Annotated in this window: 22 protein-coding genes; 17 read left to right on the forward strand and 5 right to left on the reverse strand. The window is 60.8% G+C overall.

Annotation, left to right across the window (positions count from 1 at the left end):
* Positions 1–158 precede the first annotated feature (158 nt).
* The 11 genes from urtB to ACI5GA_RS12965 all read left to right on the forward strand — a co-directional run bounded on the left by urtB (position 159) and on the right by ACI5GA_RS12965 (position 10,436).
* Positions 159–1,751, forward strand: coding sequence for an urea ABC transporter permease subunit UrtB (gene urtB / locus ACI5GA_RS12915; protein ID WP_421422950.1), 1,593 nt, complete (start codon positions 159–161; stop codon positions 1,749–1,751).
* Positions 1,751–2,830: an urea ABC transporter permease subunit UrtC gene (gene urtC, locus ACI5GA_RS12920; RefSeq protein ID WP_404634144.1), complete on the forward strand. Its 1,080-nt coding sequence runs from the start codon at positions 1,751–1,753 to the stop codon at positions 2,828–2,830. The genes urtB and urtC overlap by 1 nt, the downstream gene beginning before the upstream one ends.
* Positions 2,827–3,681: an urea ABC transporter ATP-binding protein UrtD gene (gene urtD, locus ACI5GA_RS12925; RefSeq protein ID WP_404634146.1), complete on the forward strand. Its 855-nt coding sequence runs from the start codon at positions 2,827–2,829 to the stop codon at positions 3,679–3,681. The genes urtC and urtD overlap by 4 nt, the downstream gene beginning before the upstream one ends.
* Before the next feature lie 133 nt (positions 3,682–3,814).
* Positions 3,815–4,513 carry an urea ABC transporter ATP-binding subunit UrtE gene (urtE, locus tag ACI5GA_RS12930; RefSeq protein WP_404634147.1) on the forward strand — a complete coding sequence of 233 codons (699 nt, stop codon included), beginning with the start codon at positions 3,815–3,817 and terminating at the stop codon, positions 4,511–4,513.
* Between the two features lie 48 nt (positions 4,514–4,561).
* Positions 4,562–5,407, forward strand: a complete 846-nt coding sequence (locus ACI5GA_RS12935; RefSeq protein WP_404634149.1) for an urease accessory protein UreD — start codon at positions 4,562–4,564, stop codon at positions 5,405–5,407.
* Positions 5,408–5,497: 90 nt separating this feature from the next.
* Positions 5,498–5,800 (forward strand): urease subunit gamma, encoded by a 303-nt coding sequence (locus ACI5GA_RS12940; RefSeq protein ID WP_404634151.1) that lies wholly within the window; start codon positions 5,498–5,500, stop codon positions 5,798–5,800.
* A 29-nt stretch (positions 5,801–5,829) separates the two neighbouring features.
* Positions 5,830–6,369, forward strand: a complete 540-nt coding sequence (locus tag ACI5GA_RS12945) for a GNAT family N-acetyltransferase (protein WP_421422951.1) — start codon at positions 5,830–5,832, stop codon at positions 6,367–6,369.
* 48 nt (positions 6,370–6,417) lie between these two features.
* Complete coding sequence (locus ACI5GA_RS12950; RefSeq protein WP_421422952.1) at positions 6,418–6,954, forward strand: GNAT family N-acetyltransferase; 537 nt, start codon at positions 6,418–6,420, stop codon at positions 6,952–6,954.
* The gene (locus ACI5GA_RS12955) at positions 6,951–7,256 is read left to right on the forward strand and encodes an urease subunit beta (protein WP_108239485.1); all 306 of its coding nucleotides are present in this window, start codon (positions 6,951–6,953) and stop codon (positions 7,254–7,256) included. Before ACI5GA_RS12950 ends, ACI5GA_RS12955 begins: the two co-directional genes overlap by 4 nt.
* A 143-nt stretch (positions 7,257–7,399) precedes the next feature.
* Complete coding sequence (gene ureC, locus ACI5GA_RS12960; RefSeq protein WP_404634157.1) at positions 7,400–9,100, forward strand: urease subunit alpha; 1,701 nt, start codon at positions 7,400–7,402, stop codon at positions 9,098–9,100.
* A 202-nt stretch (positions 9,101–9,302) separates the two neighbouring features.
* Positions 9,303–10,436 (forward strand): sensor histidine kinase, encoded by a 1,134-nt coding sequence (locus ACI5GA_RS12965; RefSeq protein ID WP_421422953.1) that lies wholly within the window; start codon positions 9,303–9,305, stop codon positions 10,434–10,436.
* 67 nt (positions 10,437–10,503) lie between these two features.
* Here the strand turns inward: ACI5GA_RS12965 and ACI5GA_RS12970 are convergent, their stop codons facing one another.
* Positions 10,504–11,304 (reverse strand): DUF2076 domain-containing protein, encoded by an 801-nt coding sequence (locus ACI5GA_RS12970; protein WP_404634161.1) that lies wholly within the window; start codon positions 11,302–11,304, stop codon positions 10,504–10,506.
* Between the two features lie 190 nt (positions 11,305–11,494).
* Between ACI5GA_RS12970 and ACI5GA_RS12975 the strand changes: the two genes are divergently transcribed.
* Together ACI5GA_RS12975 and ACI5GA_RS12980 are read left to right on the forward strand one after the other, a co-directional pair.
* Positions 11,495–12,157 carry a YciC family protein gene (locus tag ACI5GA_RS12975; protein ID WP_421422954.1) on the forward strand — a complete coding sequence of 221 codons (663 nt, stop codon included), beginning with the start codon at positions 11,495–11,497 and terminating at the stop codon, positions 12,155–12,157.
* A gap of 9 nt (positions 12,158–12,166) precedes the next feature.
* Positions 12,167–13,261, forward strand: coding sequence for an endonuclease/exonuclease/phosphatase family protein (locus ACI5GA_RS12980; RefSeq protein WP_421422955.1), 1,095 nt, complete (start codon positions 12,167–12,169; stop codon positions 13,259–13,261).
* Positions 13,262–13,427: 166 nt separating this feature from the next.
* Here ACI5GA_RS12980 and hrpB read toward each other — a convergent pair whose 3' ends face one another.
* The gene (gene hrpB, locus ACI5GA_RS12985; protein WP_421422956.1) at positions 13,428–15,959 is read right to left on the reverse strand and encodes an ATP-dependent helicase HrpB; all 2,532 of its coding nucleotides are present in this window, start codon (positions 15,957–15,959) and stop codon (positions 13,428–13,430) included.
* A gap of 143 nt (positions 15,960–16,102) precedes the next feature.
* Here hrpB and ACI5GA_RS12990 point away from each other — a divergent pair, with 143 nt between their 5' ends.
* On the forward strand, positions 16,103–16,528 hold the full coding sequence (locus ACI5GA_RS12990; protein ID WP_404634169.1) for a polyribonucleotide nucleotidyltransferase: 426 nt from the start codon (positions 16,103–16,105) through the stop codon (positions 16,526–16,528).
* Between the two features lie 31 nt (positions 16,529–16,559).
* On the forward strand, positions 16,560–17,465 hold the full coding sequence (locus ACI5GA_RS12995; RefSeq protein WP_404634171.1) for a cation diffusion facilitator family transporter: 906 nt from the start codon (positions 16,560–16,562) through the stop codon (positions 17,463–17,465).
* 224 nt (positions 17,466–17,689) lie between these two features.
* On the opposite strand, the gene ACI5GA_RS13000 is transcribed toward ACI5GA_RS12995, so the two are convergent.
* Positions 17,690–18,856 carry a DUF6515 family protein gene (locus ACI5GA_RS13000; protein WP_404634173.1) on the reverse strand — a complete coding sequence of 389 codons (1,167 nt, stop codon included), beginning with the start codon at positions 18,854–18,856 and terminating at the stop codon, positions 17,690–17,692.
* A gap of 527 nt (positions 18,857–19,383) precedes the next feature.
* Here ACI5GA_RS13000 and ACI5GA_RS13005 point away from each other — a divergent pair.
* Together ACI5GA_RS13005 and ACI5GA_RS13010 are read left to right on the forward strand one after the other, a co-directional pair.
* On the forward strand, positions 19,384–19,863 hold the full coding sequence (locus ACI5GA_RS13005) for an Lrp/AsnC family transcriptional regulator (protein ID WP_404634175.1): 480 nt from the start codon (positions 19,384–19,386) through the stop codon (positions 19,861–19,863).
* 49 nt (positions 19,864–19,912) lie between these two features.
* Positions 19,913–20,119, forward strand: a complete 207-nt coding sequence (locus ACI5GA_RS13010; RefSeq protein ID WP_404634177.1) for a DUF2788 domain-containing protein — start codon at positions 19,913–19,915, stop codon at positions 20,117–20,119.
* A 112-nt stretch (positions 20,120–20,231) separates the two neighbouring features.
* Here the strand turns inward: ACI5GA_RS13010 and ACI5GA_RS13015 are convergent, their stop codons facing one another.
* Together ACI5GA_RS13015 and amn are read right to left on the reverse strand one after the other, a co-directional pair.
* The gene (locus ACI5GA_RS13015) at positions 20,232–20,798 is read right to left on the reverse strand and encodes a pseudouridine synthase (RefSeq protein WP_421425475.1); all 567 of its coding nucleotides are present in this window, start codon (positions 20,796–20,798) and stop codon (positions 20,232–20,234) included.
* A 131-nt stretch (positions 20,799–20,929) separates the two neighbouring features.
* On the reverse strand, positions 20,930–22,426 hold the full coding sequence (gene amn / locus ACI5GA_RS13020; RefSeq protein WP_404634365.1) for an AMP nucleosidase: 1,497 nt from the start codon (positions 22,424–22,426) through the stop codon (positions 20,930–20,932).
* Between the last annotated feature and the right edge of the window lie 8 nt (positions 22,427–22,434).

The raw sequence follows: 22,434 nt of genomic DNA on the forward strand, positions 1-22,434 counted from the left end.
GGTTCCCACGGTCCCCGTGGGAACCGCGCCTTGGACGCTCCGCGTGCGACACCGGATGACGCAGAGCGTCAGGGGATGCATTCCCACGCAGAGCATGGGAACGATCAGCAGGTTTCCTCGTATGGCGCGAGTCATGCGGGTGCTTCCAGGACCCCGATATGCCCAGATTGCTCTACCGCCTTTTTCTTGCCCTGAGCCTGTTGCTGCCCTTCGCAGCCCACGCCAGCGACGCCGGTGACTTTGTTGCGGCCGACTCTTCCGAACGCGCTGAATTGCTGGAAAACTGGGCAGCCAAGCCCGATCCGGCCCGCGTTCCCCTGCTCCTTGCGCTGCAAGATGGCCGAGTCGCTGCCGACAGCAGCAACCGCGCCTTCATCCAGAACAGCGACGACAGCTTCACCCCCGTCGATCCGAATGCCCCGGCATTGGCCGACGCGCCCAATCCCGACGAACCGCAAAGCATCAGCCTGAACAACCGCTTGCGCGGTCTGGTGGAAACCGCGCTGGCCAGTCATCGCCTGCTCGACCCTGATGCGAAATTGCGTCTGGCGGCGGCCCTGACCCTGCAAAAGAGCGCCCGACCCGCGCAGCTCCAATTGCTGATGCAACAAGTGGCCAGTGAAAAAGACGACACTGTTCACGCCGCTCTGAATCTGGCCCTCGCCAACCTGCAATTGGTGGACACCAGCCCGACCGTGCGTCTGGCAGCAGTGCGCTTGCTGGGTGAAACCGGCGACCCACTCGCCCGCACTCGTCTGGAGAACCTGCTCGAACCCAACGTCGAAACGGACGCGACCGTGCGCCTCGCCGCCGAGACCAGCCTGGCGCAAGTCAAACGCAAGCTGATGATTGGCGAAGTCATTGGTCAGGTGTTCAGTGGCATTTCCCTCGGCTCGATTCTGCTGCTCGCGGCACTGGGTCTGGCGATCACCTTCGGCTTGCTGGGCGTGATCAACATGGCCCATGGCGAGATGCTGATGCTCGGCGCCTACGCCACTTACGTCGTGCAGTTGATGTTTCAGCGCTACGCACCGGGCGCTATCGAGTTCTATCCGCTGGTGGCGCTGCCCGTGGCGTTCTTCGTCACGGCCTGCATCGGCATGGCGCTGGAGCGCACGGTGATTCGTCATCTGTATGGCCGCCCATTGGAAACCCTGCTCGCAACCTGGGGCATCAGCCTGATGCTGATTCAACTGATTCGTGTGGTGTTCGGTGCGCAGAACGTCGAAGTGGCCAACCCCGAATGGCTGTCCGGTGGCATTCAAGTGCTGCCGAATCTGGTGCTGCCGTACAACCGAATCATCATCATTGCCTTCGCCCTGTTCGTGGTCGTGCTGACCTGGCTGCTGCTGAACAAGACCCGTCTGGGCCTGAACGTGCGCGCCGTCACTCAGAACCGCAACATGGCCGCGTGCTGTGGGGTGCCGACCGGGCGCATCGACATGATGGCCTTCGGGCTGGGTTCGGGCATCGCGGGGCTGGGCGGCGTGGCGTTGAGTCAGATTGGCAACGTCGGCCCTGATCTGGGCCAGAGCTACATCATCGACTCCTTCCTTGTGGTGGTACTCGGCGGCGTCGGCCAACTGGCCGGTAGCGTGATGGCGGCCTTCGGGCTGGGCATCGCCAACAAGCTGCTTGAACCGCAAATCGGCGCAGTGCTGGGCAAGATTCTGATCCTGGCGCTGATCATTCTGTTTATCCAGAAACGTCCGCAAGGTCTGTTCGCACTCAAAGGACGGGTGATCGACTGATGAACCAGCCATTGATGGTTACCGCCGCGCAACGCGCTGGCACTAAAGTCACACTCACCGTGGGCGCAGTGATTCTCGCGATCCTGATTGCCCTGCCGCTGCTGTCGCTGTTGCCCGACGGCAACGGGCTGCAAGTGTCGGCTTACACGCTAACGCTGGTGGGCAAGATTCTCTGTTATGCCATTGTCGCCCTGGCGCTGGATCTGGTCTGGGGCTACGCGGGTCTGTTGTCACTGGGCCATGGGCTGTTCTTCGCCCTGGGCGGTTATGCCATGGGCATGTACCTGATGCGCGAAGCGTCGGGGGATGGCCTGCCTGCGTTCATGACCTTCCTGTCCTGGACCGAGCTGCCGTGGTATTGGGTCGGCACTCAGCACTTCCTCTGGGCCATGTGCCTGGTGGTGCTGGCGCCGGGCTTGCTGGCGCTGGTGTTCGGCTTCTTCGCCTTCCGTTCGCGGATCAAGGGCGTGTACTTCTCGATCATGACCCAGGCCCTGACCTTCGCCGGAATGCTGCTGTTCTTCCGCAACGAAACAGGCTTTGGCGGCAACAACGGCTTCACCAACTTCCGCAGCATTCTGGGCTTTGGCATCACGTCTCAGGGCACCCGCGCCGTGTTGTTTCTGCTGACGGTGGCATTGTTGGTGGGCAGCCTTTACGTGGGCTGGCGTCTGGCGCGCAGCAAGTTCGGTCGTGTACTGACCGCCGTGCGCGATGCGGAAAACCGCCTGATGTTCTGCGGCTATGACCCGCGCGGTTTCAAACTGTTTGTCTGGGTATTGAGCGCGGTGTTGTGCGGCCTCGCCGGGGCGCTGTACGTGCCTCAAGTGGGGATTATCAACCCCAGCGAAATGTCGCCGACCAACTCCATCGAAGCTGCGGTCTGGGTCGCTCTGGGCGGTCGCGGCACACTGATCGGGCCGCTGCTGGGCGCAGGCCTGGTCAACGGCATGAAGAGCTGGTTCACCGTGGCCTTCCCTGAATACTGGCTGTTCTTCCTTGGCGCGCTATTCATTGTGGTGACGCTGTACCTGCCCAAAGGCGTGATTGGCCTGATCAAAAAAAGGGGCGAGCAATGAAAAGCACACCCACTCCCGCGTTCGATCCGGTGCTGGACCCTAACAGCGACGCAGGCACCAGCCGCGACGCCATCGGCTTGGGCCAGGTCGCAGGCAAAGGCCTGAACACCCTGCACGGGACCATCCTCACCCTGGAAAACATCAGCGTCAGTTTCGACGGTTTCAAAGCGCTTAACGATCTGAATCTGTACATCGGTGTCGGTGAGCTGCGCTGCATCATCGGCCCCAACGGCGCGGGCAAGACCACGCTGATGGACGTGATCACCGGCAAGACCCGCCCCAGCCATGGCACGGCCTGGTTCGGCGAGACGCTGGACCTGACCAAGATGAGCGAAGTGCAAATCGCCCAGGCCGGGATCGGTCGCAAATTCCAGAAACCTACCGTGTTCGAAGCCTTGAGCGTGTTCGAGAATCTGGAGTTGGCGCAAAAAACCGACAAATCGGTGTGGGCCAGCTTGCGGGCCAGGCTCAATGGCGAACAGCGCGATCGCATCGACGAGGTGCTGGAAACCATTCGCCTGACCTCGTCGATGTCGCGCCCTGCAGGTTTGCTTTCACATGGTCAGAAGCAGTTTCTGGAGATAGGCATGTTACTGGTTCAGGACCCGCAATTGCTGCTGCTCGACGAGCCGGTAGCGGGCATGACCGACGCCGAAACCGAATTCACCGCCGAGCTGTTCAAGGGCCTGGCGGGCAAGCATTCGCTGATGGTGGTCGAGCATGATATGGGCTTCGTCGGCACCATCGCCGACCACGTGACGGTATTGCACCAAGGCAGTGTGCTGGCGGAAGGGTCGCTGGAAGAAGTGCAGGCGGATGAGCGGGTGATCGAAGTGTATTTGGGACGCTGATTCAGATTTTGATCGTTCCCACGCTCCGCGTGGGAATGCATCCGCCGACGCTCCGCGTCAGGCAGGGGACGCAAAGCGTCCATAGCGGCATTCCCACGCAGAGCGAGGGAACGATCACCGGGAGAGTTCGCACATGTTGCAAGTTGAAAAGCTTCACCAATACTACGGCGGCAGCCACATCCTGCGCGGCCTGTCCTTCGACGTGAAGATCGGCGAAGTTACCTGCCTGCTGGGTCGTAACGGCGTGGGCAAGACCACATTATTGAAAGTGCTGATGGGCCTGCTGCCCGCCAAAGAAGGCGTGGTGCAGTGGGAGGGCAAACCGATCACCGGTTTCAAGCCTCACCAACGCGTGCAGTCCGGGATCGCTTACGTGCCTCAAGGCCGTGAGATTTTCGGGCGCCTGACGGTGGAAGAAAACCTGTTGATGGGCCTGTCCCGTTTCCCCGGTTCCGAGGCCAAGGAAGTCCCCGCCTTCATCTACGAACTGTTTCCAGTGCTGCTGCAAATGAAGCATCGCCGAGGTGGCGACTTGTCCGGTGGTCAGCAGCAGCAATTGGCGATTGGCCGCGCATTGGCCAGCCGCCCTCGCCTGCTGATTCTCGATGAGCCGACCGAGGGCATTCAGCCGTCGGTGATCAAGGAAATCGGTGCGGTGATCAAGAAGCTCGCGGCCCGTGGCGACATGGCGATTTTGCTGGTCGAGCAGTTCTACGACTTTGCCGCTGAGCTGGCCGATCAGTACATCGTCATGTCCCGTGGCGAAATCATTCAACAGGGCCGCGGCGAACACATGGAAGCCGAGGGCGTGCGTGGTCTGGTGACCATTTGACGCGCCGATCGGCTAAGGTAGACGCCTTCGAAAAACGATAACGACTCTATGAATCTTCCTGCCCCCACCGCCCTGTTCACGCCCAGCTGGCACGCCGAGCTGGACTTGGGCTATGGACGCTTCAACGACACCACGCGCCCGACCCAACGTCGCCACAAAGGCCCGTTGCGGGTGCAGAAACACCTGTACGCCGAAGGCCCTGAAGTCTGTCAGCACATCATCGTTCATCCACCGGGCGGGATCGCCGGGGGTGATCGCCTCGACATCAGCGCCAGCGTTGGTCCCGATGCCTGGGCGCAGTTGACCAGCCCGGGCGCCGCCAAGTGGTATCGCGCAGCGGGGCCTGCCTATCAACAGCTCGATTTGAAAGTGGCGGCTGGCGCTACGCTGGAATGGCTGCCGCAGGAAACGATAGTTTTCAGCGAGGCCAAGGCTGAACTGACCACGCGCATCGAGCTTGAAGGCAACGCACGGCTGCTCTATTGGGACGTTGTGGCGCTGGGGCGTCCAGCCAGTGGCGAGCGTTTCGATCAGGGGCATTTTCAGGCGCATCTGGACATTCGCCGCGACGGCAAGTTGCTGTGGCATGAACGCCAGCGCATCACGGGTAATGACGGTTTGCTGGATTCGCCGGTAGGGCTGAATGGCAAGCCGGTGTTCGCGACGCTGATCGTGACCGGGGAAATCGATGCCGAATTGATGGAGCGTTGCCGCGAACTGGCGGAGCATTCTCCCGTGCGTGGCGACTTGAGCCAATTGCCGGGGCTGATCGTTGCCCGCTGCCTGGCCGATGAAGCGCTGCATGCGCGGGCCTGGTTGACTGGATTGTGGAAGCTGCTGCGGCCTGCGTTATTAGGCAGAGAGGCGGTAGCGCCGAGGATTTGGAGTACATGATTTTTGGGTTGGCTGGACTGACGTCATCGTCGGCCCAATCAACAACGATTTAACAGGCAAACGCCCAACCGATTTGAAACGGAAAAACACATGGACCTGACTCCACGCGAAAAAGACAAGATGCTGATCTTCACCGCCGGACTGGTCGCCGAGCGGCGGCTGGCACGGGGTTTGAAGCTCAACTACCCGGAAGCCATGGCCTTCATTTCTGCTGCGTTGTTGGAAGGCGCACGGGACGGCCAGACGGTTGCCGAACTGATGCACTACGGCACCACCCTGCTGACCCGCGAACAAGTGATGGAAGGCATCCCGGAAATGATCCCGGAAATCCAGATCGAGGCCACCTTCCCGGATGGCACCAAGCTGGTCACCGTGCATCAACCGATTGCCTGAACACCCTTTGAGAACCAGTGAAAACGAACATGACCTATACGATTCGTGACGCACTCCTGACTGACATGCCTGCCGTGCTGGAGATTTACAACGACGCCGTCCTCAACACCACGGCGATCTGGAATGAACAACCCGTGGACCTGGCCAATCGTGAAGCCTGGTTCGCCGCGCGTCAGACCCAGGCCTACCCGATTCTGGTGGCCGTCGATGACGCCGACCAGGTGCTGGGCTATTCCTCGTTCGGCGACTGGCGTCCGTTCGAAGGTTTTCGCCACACCGTCGAGCATTCGGTGTACGTGCGCGCCGATCAACGCGGCAACGGCCTCGGTCCGATGTTGATGAAAGTGCTGATCGAACGCGCAAAAGCCTGCGACAAACACATGATGGTGGCGGCCATCGAGAGCGGAAACGCCGCGTCGATTTATCTGCACGAGCGTCAGGGCTTCGTGACCACCGGGCAGATGCCGCAAGTGGGCACCAAGTTCGGCCGGTGGCTGGACCTGACCTTCATGCAACTGGACCTGTCACCCGGCGCCGACGCGCCGCCGTCCCAGGCCCCTGCCCGGTAAAAGACAAAACCCTGTGCCCTGATTTCTCTCGATGAAGGAAGCCGACTCATGAATGCTGCTCAGATACGACGTGTTACTGGCGAAAGCTTTGCGCACTACCGTCACGGGCTGGTGGCGCTGCTGATGGACGCCGTGCATCGCGGTGCATCGGTGGGGTTCATGGCGGATCTGAACGCTGATCAGGCGTACAGCTGGTGGGAAAGCATCAAGGCCGAAGTCGAGCAGGGCAAAACACTGTTGTGGGTGGTGGTTCAGGAAGAGCAGGTGCTGGCCACCGTGCAGTTAGCGCTGTGTCAGAAAGCCAATGGCCTGAACCGCGCCGAAGTACAGAAACTGCTGGTGATGCACCACGCTCGTCGCCACGGGCTGGCCACGCAACTGATGCACGCGGTGGAACAGGCCGCCTATCAGCACCAGCGCGGCCTGTTGTACCTGGACACCCTTTCCGGCTCACCCGCCGAAGATTTCTATCGCTCTCTGGGTTATCAGCTGTGCGGCAAACTGCCGGATTACGCCTGCAACCCGGATGGCGAATATCACGCTACGGCCATTTACTACAAGTTACTGTCGAGGAAGAGCGCATGATTCCTGGTGAATACCAGATCCAGCCCGGCGAGATCGAACTCAATGTCGGGCGCCGGACGATCACACTGAGTGTCGCCAATAGCGGCGACCGTCCGATTCAGGTCGGCTCGCATTTCCATTTTTTCGAAACCAACGACGCCCTCACCTTCGACCGCGCCGCCAGCCGGGGTATGCGTTTGAACATCCCCGCCGGGACCGCCGTGCGGTTCGAACCAGGTCAGGCGCGGGAAGTTGAATTGGTCGATCTGGCGGGACATCGCCGAGTGTTCGGGTTTGCCGGGCGCGTGATGGGCGATCTGTAACCCGCTTTTGATCGTTCCCACGCTCCGCGTGGGAACGCCAGACTGGACGCTGTGCGTCCGTTTTGTGACGCACAGCGTCACGGGATGCATTCCCACGTGAAGCGTGGGAACGATCAACGATCATTGAATCTCAAGGCATGCGCATGAAAATTTCCAGACAAGCCTACGCCGACATGTTCGGCCCCACTGTCGGCGACCGCGTTCGTCTGGCCGACACTGACCTCTGGATCGAAGTCGAAAAGGACTACACGGTCTATGGCGAAGAAGTGAAGTTCGGTGGCGGCAAAGTCATCCGAGACGGCATGGGCCAAGGCCAGTTGCCTGCCGATGAAGTGGTCGACACGCTGATCACCAACGCCCTGATCATCGACCACTGGGGCATCGTCAAAGCCGATGTGGGCCTCAAGGACGGTCGCATCGCCGCCATCGGCAAAGCAGGCAACCCGGACATCCAGCCCGACGTGACCATCGCCATTGGCGCGGCCACCGAAATCATCGCGGGCGAGGGCATGATTCTCACGGCAGGCGGCGTCGACACCCACATTCACTTCATCTGCCCGCAACAGATCGAAGAAGCCCTCATGAGTGGCGTGACCACCATGATCGGCGGCGGCACCGGCCCTGCGACCGGCACCAACGCGACCACCGTCACTCCCGGCAAATGGCACATGATGCGCATGTTGCAGGCTGCTGAAGCCTTCCCGATGAACATCGGCTTCACCGGCAAAGGCAACGTCAGCGTGCCAGAGCCGCTGATCGAGCAGGTCAAAGCAGGCGCCATCGGCCTGAAACTGCACGAAGACTGGGGCACCACGCCTGCGGCTATCGACAATTGCCTGAGCGTAGCCGATCAGTACGACGTGCAGGTGGCGATCCACACCGACACGCTGAACGAATCCGGCTTCGTCGAAACCACCCTCGGCGCGTTCAAGAACCGCACCATTCACACCTATCACACCGAAGGTGCCGGTGGCGGTCATGCGCCGGACATCATCAAGGCCTGCGGCTTCCCGAATGTGCTGCCGAGTTCGACCAACCCCACCCGGCCTTTCACCCGCAACACCATCGACGAACACCTGGACATGCTGATGGTCTGCCATCACCTGGACCCGAGCATCGCCGAGGACGTGGCCTTCGCTGAAAGCCGCATCCGTCGCGAAACCATCGCCGCCGAAGACATCCTTCACGACCTGGGCGCATTCTCCATGCTCAGCTCCGACAGTCAGGCCATGGGCCGCGTGGGCGAAGTGATCATGCGCACTTGGCAGACCGCCGACAAAATGAAGCGTCAACGCGGCCCATTGCCGGGCGACGGCGAAGGCAACGACAACTTCCGCGCCAAACGCTACATCGCCAAATACACCATCAACCCGGCGATCACCCACGGCATCAGCCACGAAGTGGGCTCGGTCGAAGTGGGCAAATGGGCGGATCTGGTGCTGTGGCGCCCGGCGTTCTTCGGCGTCAAACCGACGCTGATTCTGAAAGGAGGCTCCATCGCCGCCAGCCTGATGGGCGACGCCAACGCCTCGATCCCGACGCCGCAACCGGTGCACTACCGCCCGATGTTCGCCAGCTACGGCAGCTCGCTGCACGCCAGCAGCCTGACCTTCATCAGCCAGGCGGCGTTCGACGCAGGCGTCCCGGAGCAGTTGGGGCTGAAGAAACAGATCGGCGTGGTCAAGGGCTGCCGCAGCGTGACCAAAGCCGACCTGATCCACAACGACTATCTGCCGAAAATCGACGTCGATCCGCAGACCTACCAGGTCAAGGCCGACGGCGTGTTGTTGTGGTGCGAGCCAGCGGAAGAACTGCCGATGGCGCAGCGGTATTTCCTCTTCTGACGCAATACTCTTGTAGGAGTGAGCTTGCTCGCGATTGTGCTCTGTCAGCCACCTCCGGTGTCACAGGTCAACCGCTATCGCGAGCAAGCTCACTCCTACAGAGGCTGCGGTACTCCTGATAAATCCCCTGTACTCCCCGCCACAACATGGCGCTAAGATGGCCCCACTTCCTCCCGAGCCATGCCAGCAAGGTCGTGCCCCCATGCGTCTATCCGACTTCATCGTTCAGCACGTTGATCGCATCGTCGACGAATGGGAAAAGTTCGCCGCAACGCTGACGCCCGCGGCTGATTCGATGAACAGGGCGGAGCTGCGGGACCACGCGAAGTCGATTTTGCTGGCCGCCGCGCGGGACATGAACACCGCGCAGACCAAGGCCGAACAGATCGCAAAATCCCAAGGCGAGGAAACCGGCAAGACACCTACTCTGGATCAGGCCGCGGCCAGTCATGGCGAGCTGCGACACACGGTGGGGTTCGACCTGGTGCAGATGACCTCTGAATTTCGACACCTGCGGGCGACGGTGATCCGGTTCTGGGTCGAAAGCCTGACATCGCCGGAGATCACCTACTTTACGGACATGATTCGCTTCAATGAGGCCATTGATGAGGCGCTCGCTGAATCCACGGCGGCTTATGCCGAACGGGTGACCCGCTCGCGAGACATTTTTCTGGCCATCCTGGGTCACGACCTGCGCGCGCCGATTCAGGCCATCGGCATGTCGTCCGAAATCCTGCTGCGCAGAGCGGGCATGAGCGACGCCGATCTCGGCTACATCAAACGCATCAAGAGCAGCAGTCGGCACATGGCGACGATGGTCAGCGACCTGCTGGAGTTCGTTCGCAGCCGCTTGGGTGTGACGCTGCCCGTGGTACGCAAGCCGATGGAAATGACCCTGGCCTGCCGCGAAGCCATTGAAGCCGCCAGCGCCGGAAGTCCGGATTGCGACCCGGTGTTCATTACGACGGGCGATACCCAAGGCGAATGGGATCGTGCGCGCATCGATCAGATGTTGCAAAACCTGATCGGCAATGCCCTGCAACACGGGGCTGCGACGCACAAAATCAGCGTGACGCTAACAGGCGGTGATCAGTATGTCAGCCTTGCGGTGCACAACGACGGCGAACCCATCGCTCAAGAAGCCATTGGCAGCATCTTCGATCCGCTGGTGCGCTCGATCAACGAAGAGGCCGGCACCCACAATCCGTCCACCAGCCTCGGATTGGGGTTATTCATCGTCAAGGAAGTGGTCAACGCCCACGGCGGGAGTATTACGGTGACGTCGAATTTCGGGGATGGGACGACGTTCACCGTGGTGTTGCCGAAAAAAGGCTAAGCCGCGCTATTCACTGCCTGCGGGAGTCGGCTTGCCGATGAAGACGGCTCCCGCGAAGGTCTAGCGATCAAACGTACGTATCGTCGTCATCACCGCCGAAAAAGCCGCCATCATCGCTGCTGTAATCGGTGTCCGCGAATCCGCCGGAATCATTGCCCCAGTTATCGTTACTGGTGACGCGTTGCTGATCGTCACCCCACCCGCCATTGCCAAAATCGTTGTTGCTGGCAGGCTGTGCAGGTTGCTCTTCGATGATTTCGACGATTTCCTGCGGTTGACTGTTGTGGTGGAACAGGCTGCTGATGCCTTCAGCCAGCATCACACCACCGGCCACACCGGCTGCGGTCTTCAGCGCGCCGCCGAGGAAGCCACTGCCGAACGGCGCGGCAGGTGCCTGTTGTTGCGGCTGAGCCCAATTACCTTGTGAGCCGCCCTGCTGTGGTGGTGGGTTGTACGGCGGCGTGCTGGCCGGGCCGTCGCGCCAACCATTGCCACTCGGCGGAGGGCTGGACGGTCGGGAGAATGACGACGCTGGCTGTTGCGGCTGCGCATCACGCGAGCCGCCGCCAAAGATGCTCGACAGGAAACCACCGCTCTGTTGCGGCGCGGCCTGGGCTTTGGCGCGTTGCAGCTCGGCCTGCAACTGCTGAATCTGTTCGTCACGCTGACGGTTCTGGGCCTCCATCTGCTTGAGCGCGACGTCCTGCACCAGAATCGCCTGCGCCATGTAGTAAGGCGCAGCGGGCTGCCGGGTCAGGTGCTCCTTGATCAGCGCCTCGGCCTGGGCGTCTCGGGGGGCCGAATCGGTTTCTGCCTGCTTGAGTTTGCCAAACAAGCCATCGATCAGGGTTTGCTCTTCGGTATTCATGGCGACCTCGTTAGATTGCCGTAGGAATTCTGCGACTGACGAATGTGTCAGACACAAACAGTAATGGGGCGTTTCAAAAGCGTTTCAACAGGGTGTAGAAAAATTTAAGAATAGCCGTCACTGCCATTCGGTTGGCCCGCTCACAACCTCTACGTTACAGTGTCCGCTTGCTTTGGCCTGTGATCCTTTCATGAACCCGCTGACCATTATTCAAGACTCGCTTTACTTTTTCCGGCGCCACTTCGCCAGTATTCTCACGCTGTGCCTCCCGCTGGTGATTCTTGAGGCATTGAGCAAACAACTGCTGGCCACCGCTGTCGGGCCGGACAGTTCCGCCAGTTGGCAGTTGTTGACCGGCCTGTTGTTCTACCCGCTCTATACCGGCGCGCTGATCCTGTTCCTCGACGCGAAAACCCGAGGTGATACCCCCGCCAAACGCGACTTGCTGGCCGCCACCCTGGGCCTGTGGCCGACCTTCGCGGTGCTCACCGCTCTGAGCACGTTGTTGATCATGGCAGGGCTGTCGTTGTTCATCGTTCCGGGCGTGTGGGTGATGATCAAGCTGGTGTTTTCCGAGTACCTGTTGGTGCTGCGCGGCTTGAGGCCACTGGATGCCATGCGCGAGAGTTTCAAGATGACCCGAGGTCATCTGGTGCGGATTCTCATCTGCGTATTGTTCGTCTACGTCCCACTGTCGGTGCTTGAAGGGCTGAGCCTCTACGTGCTGCCCGAACAGCAAAGTCCGATGCTGTCACTGACCGTCGACAGTATTTCCAGCTTCCTGCAACTGTTCATCAGCGTGGTGATGTTCCGTCTGTTCATGCTGATCGACGAGTCACCACGGCCGGTCTGAGGAGCGTCGATGCAACGTTTAGTGCGTCTTGGCGTTGCGGTCGCGCTGTTGATGGTTTTAATGGCGGGCCTTGTCTACGACATCACCTGGCACCCGGCCAGGCGCGAGCAAATGCCCGTCACCTGCAACGCCAGGGACGCCACGCCGCCAACCCTTGTCCCCGGACAGGCGCTGAAAGTCATGACCTGGAACATCCAGTACCTGGCAGGCAAGCGCTACGTGTTCTGGTACGACATGGCCGACGGCAGCGGCCCGGATGAACGTCCGACGCCAGAGGACGTCGCCTACAACCTCGATGAGGTGGCGCGAGTGATCCGCGACGAACAGCCGGACATCGTGCTGCTTCAGGAAGTCGACGATGGCGCCAAAAACACCGATTACACCAATCAACTGGCACTGTTGCAGGCGCGGATCACCGACCTTTACCCGTGCAGCACCGAAGCGTTTTATTGGAAATCGGATTTCGTCCCCAATCCGCACATCTACGGCAGTGTCGGCACCAAACTGGCCACACTCAGCCGCTATCGCATGGACAAGGCCGAACGCCTGCAACTGCCGTCGCCCAAAGGCAACCTGATCGGCCGCCAGTTCGAACCCAAACATGCGCTGTTGGTGAGTTACCTGCCCCTGCACGACGGCGGGCAATTGGCCGTGGTCAACACGCACCTGGGAGATGCTCGACCGGGCGACAACACCTTGCAGCGCCAAATGGCGGCCACGTCGGCCCAGCTGGATGCCTTTGAAAAAGCAGAGACGCTCTGGATCAGTGGCGGCGATTTCAATGTGCTGCCAAGCGGGCAATATCAGCGACTCCCGGTTGAACAGCAGGAACGCTACGCACCCGATAGCGCGATGCACGCGCTGTGGGACAAATACCCGATGATCCCCAGTAACGACGACACCAACGGTGAAGATCGTCGCAAGTGGTACACCCGTTTTCCCAACGACCCTCGCGTGAACGGCCCGGATCGCACACAGGATTACCTGTTCTACAGCCCGGCGCTGAAGCGGATTGATGCGCGAGTGAGGCAGGCGGATACGTTGCTGATTTCCGATCACTTGCCGGTGATTGGGCGGTTTCTGATTCCCGCATCAGCCCAGTAGATACTCTGTTGGCGGGTCAGCAGCGCCCGCCAGCAAGCCGGCTCCCACAAGAGTCGCGCCGAACCCAAATCTTGTGTTAGACGATGAACCTGTGGGAGCCGCCTTGGTGGCGAAAGCGGTGTGTCATTCAGTTTTGATGTGCCTGACCGGACGCATTCGCCTGCATTCACTTCCTCGGTTTGGCCCTCGCCGTCGGTTCTGCAATCAACGGGTCATCCGGCCAGTAATGCTTGGGGTAACGACCTTTCAAATCCTTCTTCACCTCGGCATAGGTGCTGCGCCAGAAGTTGGCCAGATCCTGCGTCACCTGCACGGGCCTGCGAGCCGGAGACAGCAGGTGTAATTTGACGATCTGCCGACCACCCGCAATACGCGGCGTATCGGACAGGCCGAACAACTCCTGCAAGCGCACCGCCAGAATCGGTGGATACTCGCTGTAATCCAGACGCACCGACGACCCGGACGGCACACTCAGATGATGAGGCGCCTGTTCGTCCAGACGTTGTGGCAATGGCCAAGGCAGCAAGTTGTGCAAGATTGACGACAAATCCAGGTTGCTGAAATGGCTCAGCCGGGTGACTTTGCCCAGATAAGGCAGCAACCAATGCTCAAGGCTGACCAGAAGCGCGTCATTGCTGACATCCGGCCACTCGGTGCTGTCTTGTTTCTCCAGATCCAACTGGCGCAATAGCCCGACCCGCGCCTGCCACTGCCGCAACTCCGGCGTCCACGGCAGCAGCTCAAGCCCTTTACGACGTACCAGCGCCAGCAGCGCATGCCCTCGGGCGTCTTCGTCCAGCCCGGTCAATGGCTCGCGGCTGATGATCAATTCCCCAGCCTTGCGCTGTCGCTCTGCGCGGAACACGCCTTCGCGTTCGTCCCAGTCCAGGTGATCGAACGTCACCACCTGTTCGGCGAGGATCGAGTCGAACAGAGCCGGATCGAACTCGGCGGCCAGATAAATGCGCTCTTCACGCTGGCCCTGGCGGCTGCCCAAGTCCGCAATCACCAGCCAAGGCTCTTTCATCAACGCATCCGGCTCGGCGAACAACGCGGCGCGGCCGTTGGCCAAGCGATATTCCGCACCGCCGGATTTGCGCTGTTGTGCAACGCGATCCGGGTACGCCAGCGCCAGCAACGCGCCGAGCCAGCGAGGATGATCGGGATCAGGGACCGGTTGGTTCGGCGTGCCCCTGAGATAGCCACGGTACTGCCGAGCGAGCTGCTTCGCACGCTGCACTCCACCTTGAGCAACTCGCCCAGCCCGTTCGGTGCCCGCCACCAACGTCAGGCGACTGTAAAGATCGGCTCCCGCCCCCCGCAAAATATCGCGCTCGCCCAGCAACGCCGCCACATCGCAAGCGAGCGCGCCAAGCCCCAGCTCCTGCCCGCGCAGCAGCAAATGGGCGATTCGGGGGTGAGCAGGCACTTCGGCCATGGCCTGCCCGTGAGCCGTGAGTTTCCACTCTTCGCCGGGTGAACGACCCAATGCCCCCAGCCGACCGAGCAGATCCTGCGCCTGCGCATAAGCAGCAGCTGGAGGCGCATCGAGCCAGACCAGTTGCGCAGGCTCGACACCCCAACGCGCCAGTTGCAGAGCCAGCCCGGCAAGGTCCGCCTGCAGAATTTCCGCAGCACCGTACGCGGCCAGTTGCTCATGCTGTGCCTCGGACCACAGCCGATAACACACACCCGGCTCCAGACGCCCCGCCCGCCCCGCCCGCTGCGTGGCGCTGGCGCGTGAGATGCGCTGGGTGTCGAGCCGGGTCATGCCGCTGCCCGGATCGAAACGCGGCACCCGCGCCAACCCGGCATCGACCACCACACGCACGCCGTCGATGGTCAGACTGGTTTCGGCAATGTTGGTCGCCAGCACCACCTTGCGCTTGCCCGCTGGCGCGGGCTCGATGGCCGCGCGCTGAGCGTTCAGGTCCAGCTCGCCGTGCAGCGGGCAGAGCATCACATCGCTGCGCTCGCCCAAGGCATCGGCCAGTTGTTGATTGACCCGACGGATTTCCGCCTGCCCCGGCAGAAACACCAACAGACTGCCCGTTTCGTTACCCAGCGCATCGAGCACGGTTTGCACCACGCGCGGCTCGATGAACTCACCCGGCTGAAATGGTCGTCCCCACTGTATTGCGACCGGGAACATGCGCCCTTCGCTACTGATGACCGGTGCATCGTCAAGCAGGCTCGACAGACGCTCACCTTCCAGCGTTGCTGACATCAACAGGATTTTCAGGGGTTGATCGTCGCGAAACAGCGCTCGACCGTTAAGGCTCAACGCCAGTGCCAGATCCGCGTCCAGGCTGCGCTCATGGTATTCGTCGAAGATGAGCAGGCCGACACCTTCCAGCGACGGGTCTTCCTGCAACCGCCGGGTCAGGATGCCCTCCGTCACCACTTCGATACGGGTGGAGGGACCGACTTTGCTGTCCAGCCGAATCCGGTAACCCACCGTCTCGCCAACCTTCTCGCCCAACTCCGACGCCAGCCGCTCCGCAGCCGCCCGCGCGGCCAGGCGCCGAGGCTCCAGCATCAGAATCGTCTGCCCGGCGAGCCACGGCTCCTGCAACAACGCCAGCGGCACCCGCGTGGTCTTGCCCGCACCGGGCGGCGCTTCGAGCACCGCTTCATCACGTTCGACAAGCGCCTGGCGCAACGCAGGCAGGACGGCATCAATGGGCAGAGAAATCATGGAGGCTCCAAAACTGATGGCCGATTATACGGGGCCACAGCGCGCCTTTGTTTCTCTCAATGCAGAACCCTCTTACAGGTTGGATAGTCTTATTGATTAGGCATTTGCCTTGTATAGTTGCGACTTCCTCTGAGGAGATCTCCATGCGTATTCATTCCCGTTTGATTGGCGGTGCCCTGGTCGTCAGCCTGCTGGCTCAACTGACCGCGTGCGGCAGCATTTTCTACCCTGACCGTCGCGGTCAGATTCAAGGCAGCGGTCGTATGGACCCGGCAATCGTGGTTCTCGACGCCATCGGTTTGCTGTTCTACATCATCCCCGGCGTGATCGCCTTCGGCGTCGACTTTGCCACTGGTGCGATTTATCTGCCTGAAGGCAAGCAGGCGCAAATCGACCCTCAAACACTAAAGCCCGCCGTGCGCGCCGATGGTACGGTGGACAACGCCAAATTGCAGGCCATTCTTCAGACCGAGCTGGGCCGTAGCCTGCCGCTGGACGATCCGCGTCTGATTCAGCACAAGGGCAGCGTGGAGCAACTGGCCTCGCTGGGTCTGGTGCCGTCGGCCTGATGTTTTCGCCGTTTTGACGAAAGGAAGTGCCATGAGCAGCAGTCCTGAACATGCCCGGTTATTGCGTCTGGCGACGCGGGCTTCGCTGGTCGTCGCCAGCATCCTGGTTGTCACCAAAGCGGTGGCCTGGTGGGTCAGCGGTTCTGTCAGCCTGTTGGCAGGCCTGACGGACTCGCTGCTTGATGGGGCGGCGTCTTTCCTCAATTTGCTGGCGGTGCATTACGCGCTCCGCCCTGCCGATGACGACCACCGTTATGGCCACGGCAAGGCCGAAGCCTTGTCTGGCATGGCGCAATCGCTGTTCATCGCCGTCAGTGCATTTCTTATCGGTTTTCAGGCCATCGAGCGCATTCAGCATCCCGAACCCTTGAACGCGCCAGGTTTGGGCGTGTTAGTCATGTTGCTGTCGATTGCACTGACGGTGGCGCTGCTGACGCTGCAGAACAAGGTGGTGAAGGAAACAGGCTCGGCGGCCATCCGTGCAGACTCGCTGCACTATCGCTCTGACCTGCTGCTCAATCTCAGCATCATGGTGGCGCTGGGTCTTGCCTGGTTCGGCTATGGCCAACTGGACGCGTGGTTCGGCCTCGCCATCGCGTTTTACATCCTGTGGAGCGCGATTTCGATCGCGCGGGAGACGGTGTCGGTGCTGATGGACACGGAGCTTGATCCGCAAGTCAGCACCCGCATGCTGGAACTGGCGCAGAACGTCCCCGGCGTGCTCGGCGCTCATGATCTGCGCACGCGCGTTTCGGGCAACCACTGGTTTGTGCAACTGCATCTGGAATTGCCCGGCGCGCTGACCCTGTCGGTGGCGCATGACCTGTGCGTTCAGGTGGAACGGGCGATCATGGCCGAATACCCGAAGGCCGAAGTGCTGGTGCACGCCGACCCTCAGGAAGTGGTGAAGCAGGCGAATAGTCCGGTGTTGAACTGAACTTCAGACTCATGTGAGAGATTCTAGGTTGCATGGTCAACCGCCTTCGTCGGAACGCCGCCCGCACCAAGGCGGCTCCCACAAGGATCACGCCGAATCCAGATCTGATGTTCGACGCTAAATCTGTGGGAGCCGGCTTGCTGGCGAATACAGTGGGTCAGTGACTGATGAGTCGACTGACAGACCGCTTTCGCCAGCAAGCCGGCTCCCACAATCTTTCACCTTCACTGCTGAACGCTATACCCCCGACTCGCATAGCATCCCGCCATCGCCTGCCGGAACAGTCCAATGACCTCCGGAGCAGGCTGGTAGGTCGCCGCCGATGGATCGAAATTGCTCTGCTGCACCGCATACTGGTAGCAGTCGTAGCGGTCCTGGGCGATCTGTTGCTCGGACTGACCATTGGCCGGGTACGCCGTCACTTCATAGGGGCTGGCCTGCTGAACGGGCTGCTCAGGGCTGTACACCGGCTCCACGCCTTGCGGTGGTTCGGCTACGACGTATTCCTGCGTGCTTTGCTCATAGGTGTAATACGTGCCCGCCGCCAGGAAGAACAGCGCGCTGCCCAGCCAGACCTGTTGCGCGTAGTCCGGCAGATAACGCACCCGTACTCCGCGCGGCGGCGCAACGACGACGTAACGCGGCCCCTGTGGGCGATACCAGTAACCACCTGAATAGAAATAGTCGCTGCCGTGATACGGCACACGCGAATAGCCGCCCGGCATCCGGTCAATCTCATAGCCAGGGCGATAGCGTGGCCCTGAACCCCAGCCATCGCCATGACCACCCGGACGACCCGCCACAGGCGGGCGATTGTCGCCGCCGCGCCATGGATTATCGCGAGGCTGATCACGGTAGAAGCCCTGACGCGGTGGTTGTGTTTGAACGGCGGTGTCCGGGCGACTCTGAATCGGCAGGTTGCTCTGACGGTCCTGCAACTGACGCTGTTGCAGTTGTTGTTGCTGCTGGCGTTGTTGCTGCTGGAGCTGCTCCTGACGCTGCTGATTGCGTTCGAAGTCCTGCTGCTGACGTTGCTGATCGAAACGCTGCTGCTGTTGTTGCTGAATCTGGCGCTGCTGGTTGATCTGCTCCTGCTGGCGCTGTTGCTGGTACTGCTGTTGTTGTTGCTGACGTTGTTGCTGCTGTTGCTGCTGTTGTTCGCGTTGGCGATCCTCATTGAAGCTGCGTTGCTCGCGCTGGCGGTCTTCATTGAAGGTGCGTTGCTGATTCTGTTGTTGCTGACGCTGCTGCTCAAAGCCCCGCTGCTGTTGCTGGCGCTGCTCGTTACGCTGCTGCTGTTGCTGTTGATTGTTATCGTCGGCCAACACCTGAGCACTGATACTCAAGGCCAAAAGACTGACACCTGCCAAACGCCAGATGCGCGTGTTCATGCTTTCCTCACTGCGGCGCGGATACCTGATGATAGGACTGCATATTGGGTGCGCCGTTCGCCGCACTCTATCAGTGAGGGGCCTGATCCGCACTCTGTAGCAGCACGGCTTGCCAGCGGTGGCGATCTCGGGGACGCCACCGCTGGCAAGCGGAACGCCGCCCGACCGTGCCGCTACAGGAAACAGTCCTGCGCAGGCCTAAATCGCAGGCATAAAAAAAGAGGGCTCGTCAGCCCTCTCTTGGATACTTCGTCCTGGCTCGACGCTTTTGACGTCGGCTCACCTCACATCGTCTTCTGGACAGTGCGTAGCCCGGTGGCCTGGTCAACCCTGTCGGGTTGGAGGCCGCGGCTGGCCTGATTGGGCGGGCCGCGCTGGACGCTATGTCCGGGCAGTGATTCTGTTAAAAAGAATAGGCTTGGGACGCAGGCAGAGGATTGCGAATGTTGCTGGCGAAAACACCACTTGCGCAATTTTTCCCTTCGGATGAATAATTCGGCGCAATTGATCGAATAAAGGAGCCAGTCGTGAGCAAGCTCGACAGATATGACCTGAGTATTTTGGCCGAACTGCAACGCGATGCTCGCATTTCCAACCAGGAACTGGCCGAGCGCATCGGGCTGTCGCCGTCCCCCTGCTCGCGACGGGTCAAGCAACTGGAAGACGATGGCTACATCGTGCGTCAGGTGGCCCTGCTGGACCGCAAGCTGCTGGGCCTGAGCCTGACCGCTTACGTGCTGATCGGTATGGATCGCCATACCCCGGACCGTTTCGAGAACTTCGAACAGCAGATCCGCAATCTGCCTCAAGTGCTTGAGTGCAGTCTGGTCACGGGCGTCGACGCCGATTACCAGTTGAAGGTCGTGGTGCCGGACATGGAGCACTACCAGAAATTCCTGCTCGGCCACCTGACCCGCATCGACGGCGTCACCAGCGTGCGCTCAAGCTTCGTGCTCAACCAGGTACTGGCCAGTACCGAATTGCCACTGGTTCATCTGCGCAGTTGATTGACCGGGCGCGTTCTATACTCGCAACCCCGCCTGACTGGAGATGATCATGGAACCCGAACTGTTCGAAGAATGGATGATGACCATTCTGGTGACCGTGCTGATCGGTTTCATGGGGTTCATCGTCTGGGACCTGGCAAAGAAATCCAAGGCCGGGCGCTTCGGCACGATCATTCTGTTCGGGGTGTTGGGCTTGGGTGTGTTGGCGTTTGTGATCAAGAGCGTGGTCATCGCCTATCTTGAGCAGCACAAATAGGTCAGCTCAACACGGCTTTTCTGTGGGAGCCGGCTTGCTGGCGAAAGCGGTGTGTCAGGCAACATTGATGTTCAGGGTCTGGCGCTTTCGCCAGCAAGCCGGCTCTCACAAATTAAAGCCTCGCAGGCACTTCCCGCCACTGCCCCTGATCCAGCCCCTCGATACTCCAGTCGCCAATCCGCACTCGCACCAGCCGCAACGTCGGCAAACCGACCGCTGCGGTCATCCGGCGCACCTGGCGGTTGCGGCCTTCCTTGATGATCAACTCCAGCCAACTCGTCGGCACGCTTTTACGAAAACGCACCGGAGGATTGCGTGGCCACAACTCCGGCTCATCCAGTTGGCGAGCCTGCGCAGGCAATGTCGGGCCATCATTCAACTCAACGCCATCGCGCAGCGTTTGCAATTGCTCCTCGGAAGGCTCGCCCTCGACCTGCACCCAATATGTCTTGGCCAACTTGTGTTTGGGATCGGCAATGCGCGCTTGCAACTGCCCGTCGTTGGTGAGCAGCAACAGGCCTTCGCTGTCCCGGTCCAGCCGACCTGCGGGATAAATCCCGGGGATCTCGATGAAGTCCTTGAGCGTCGCGCGCCCTTCTCCATCGCTGAACTGAGTCAGCACATCGAATGGTTTGTTGAACAGAATCAGCCGAGGCTCGGCGGGCAGGGCCTTGGCCACACGGCGAGGCGCGCCGGAAGTCTTCGACGCAGGTCGGCGGGAAACGGGAGGTTGATGACGGGGCATGACGACTCAAAACGCATAAACAGAAAGGGCCACTTTAGTGGCCCTTGCGCAAAATGCCTAACGAATCAACGGAACGGCGGCTCATCGAAGCTGCGCAGTTTGCGCGAGTGCAGCGAGTTGAGCTGGGTGCGCATCAGGTCAAGGGCAGCGATGCCGATCTTCAAATGCTGGGTCACCGCACGTTCGTAGAACGCGTTGGCCGACCCCGGCAGTTTGATTTCGCTGTGCAACGGCTTGTCCGACACGCAGAGCAGCGTCCCGTACGGCACCCGCAGACGATAGCCCTGCGCGGCGATGGTACCGCTTTCCATGTCCACGGCCACGGCACGGGACAAGTTGATCAATGGCCGCTCCTGCGCCCAGCGCAGTTCCCAGTTACGGTCGTCATAGGTCAACACGGTGCCGGTGCGCAGACGTTTTTTCAGGTCATCGCCACGCTCGCCCGTGACTTGCGCAGCCGACTCCTGCAAAGCCAGTTGCACTTCGGCCAGCGCGGGAATCGGGATGTTCGGCGGCAGCACGCGGTCAAGAATTCCGTCACGGCGCATGTAGGCGTGGGCGAGCACATAGTCGCCAATGGTCTGCGACTGACGCAGGCCGCCGCAGTGACCAATCATCAGCCAGCAATGCGGACGCAGCACCGCCAGGTGGTCGGTGATGTTCTTGGCGTTGGACGGGCCGACGCCAATGTTGACCAACGTCACGCCATGGCCATCTTCAGCGATCAAATGGTAGGCCGGCATCTGATAGCGGTGCCAGACCACGCTGGACACGATGGCCTGTGCTTCGCCGTGGTCCATGCTCTTGTCGACGACGACGTTGCCCGGCAACACCATCTTCACGAAGCGGGGGTCGTCACGCAGTTTTTCCAGACCATGGACGATGAACTGGTCGACGTAGCGGTGGTAGTTGGTCAGCAAAATCCACGGCTGCACATGGCGCCAGTCGCTGCCGGTGTAATGCACCAGGCGACGCAGCGAGAAATCCACACGTGCGGCATCGAACAGTGCCAACGGCAGCGGGTCGGTGTTGGCCCAATCGTACAGGCCGTCGGCAATGCCATCGGTTGCAGCGGACAGATCGGTGCTCGGGAAGACTCGGGCCAGTGTCGCGGCCGTCACGCCAGTGCCTGCCAGTTCGTCGCCCTGTTCAACCACGTACGGATATGGAATGTTCTGCTCGCTGACGCCCACTTCGACCGTGACGGTGAAGTCGTTCATCAGCGGTGTGAGCTGTTCGATCAGGTATTTGCGAAAGGCTGCCGGATGGGTGACGGTGACGCTGTAAGTGCCCGGCAGTTGAACCTTGGCGTAGGCGCGAGTGGTCAGCGGCACTTCACCCTGGCAGTGATAGGTCAGACGTAATTCGGGGTAGCGGAACAGCAGGCGCTCGGCGGCGTCGGGTTCGATGCGGTCTTTCAGATAACGCTTGAGCGCCTGACTCAAGGCGGTGGTCGCACGACCGTGCAATTCGGCAAGCCGGTCCACGGCTTGTTCGGCGGTTTTTACGACGATAAAAGCTTCAGTCACGATGCGCATCCTTCTGATCTTGCAAGGCTCCATCTTGCCTG

Origin of the sequence: Pseudomonas sp. Pseu.R1, assembly GCF_045764065.1 — a bacterium.
Classification (GTDB): domain Bacteria; phylum Pseudomonadota; class Gammaproteobacteria; order Pseudomonadales; family Pseudomonadaceae; genus Aquipseudomonas.

Excerpts from the sequence above, each read along its gene's own strand:
- ACI5GA_RS12975 (WP_421422954.1), top strand. The coding sequence starts at position 11,495 with ATGAACCCGCTGACCATTATTCAAGACTCGCTTTACTTTTTCCGGCGC.
- ACI5GA_RS12995 (WP_404634171.1), top strand. The coding sequence starts at position 16,560 with ATGAGCAGCAGTCCTGAACATGCCCGGTTATTGCGTCTGGCGACGCGG.
- urtD (WP_404634146.1), top strand. The coding sequence starts at position 2,827 with ATGAAAAGCACACCCACTCCCGCGTTCGATCCGGTGCTGGACCCTAAC.
- urtE (WP_404634147.1), top strand. The coding sequence starts at position 3,815 with ATGTTGCAAGTTGAAAAGCTTCACCAATACTACGGCGGCAGCCACATC.
- ACI5GA_RS12945 (WP_421422951.1), top strand. The coding sequence starts at position 5,830 with ATGACCTATACGATTCGTGACGCACTCCTGACTGACATGCCTGCCGTG.
- ACI5GA_RS12940 (WP_404634151.1), top strand. The coding sequence starts at position 5,498 with ATGGACCTGACTCCACGCGAAAAAGACAAGATGCTGATCTTCACCGCC.
- ACI5GA_RS12970 (WP_404634161.1), bottom strand. The coding sequence starts at position 11,304 with ATGAATACCGAAGAGCAAACCCTGATCGATGGCTTGTTTGGCAAACTC.
- amn (WP_404634365.1), bottom strand. The coding sequence starts at position 22,426 with ATGGAGCCTTGCAAGATCAGAAGGATGCGCATCGTGACTGAAGCTTTT.
- ACI5GA_RS13000 (WP_404634173.1), bottom strand. The coding sequence starts at position 18,856 with ATGAACACGCGCATCTGGCGTTTGGCAGGTGTCAGTCTTTTGGCCTTG.
- ureC (WP_404634157.1), top strand. The coding sequence starts at position 7,400 with ATGAAAATTTCCAGACAAGCCTACGCCGACATGTTCGGCCCCACTGTC.
- ACI5GA_RS12965 (WP_421422953.1), top strand. The coding sequence starts at position 9,303 with ATGCGTCTATCCGACTTCATCGTTCAGCACGTTGATCGCATCGTCGAC.
- ACI5GA_RS12955 (WP_108239485.1), top strand. The coding sequence starts at position 6,951 with ATGATTCCTGGTGAATACCAGATCCAGCCCGGCGAGATCGAACTCAAT.
- hrpB (WP_421422956.1), bottom strand. The coding sequence starts at position 15,959 with ATGATTTCTCTGCCCATTGATGCCGTCCTGCCTGCGTTGCGCCAGGCG.
- ACI5GA_RS13010 (WP_404634177.1), top strand. The coding sequence starts at position 19,913 with ATGGAACCCGAACTGTTCGAAGAATGGATGATGACCATTCTGGTGACC.
- ACI5GA_RS12950 (WP_421422952.1), top strand. The coding sequence starts at position 6,418 with ATGAATGCTGCTCAGATACGACGTGTTACTGGCGAAAGCTTTGCGCAC.
- ACI5GA_RS12980 (WP_421422955.1), top strand. The coding sequence starts at position 12,167 with ATGCAACGTTTAGTGCGTCTTGGCGTTGCGGTCGCGCTGTTGATGGTT.
- urtB (WP_421422950.1), top strand. The coding sequence starts at position 159 with ATGCCCAGATTGCTCTACCGCCTTTTTCTTGCCCTGAGCCTGTTGCTG.
- urtC (WP_404634144.1), top strand. The coding sequence starts at position 1,751 with ATGAACCAGCCATTGATGGTTACCGCCGCGCAACGCGCTGGCACTAAA.
- ACI5GA_RS12935 (WP_404634149.1), top strand. The coding sequence starts at position 4,562 with ATGAATCTTCCTGCCCCCACCGCCCTGTTCACGCCCAGCTGGCACGCC.
- ACI5GA_RS12990 (WP_404634169.1), top strand. The coding sequence starts at position 16,103 with ATGCGTATTCATTCCCGTTTGATTGGCGGTGCCCTGGTCGTCAGCCTG.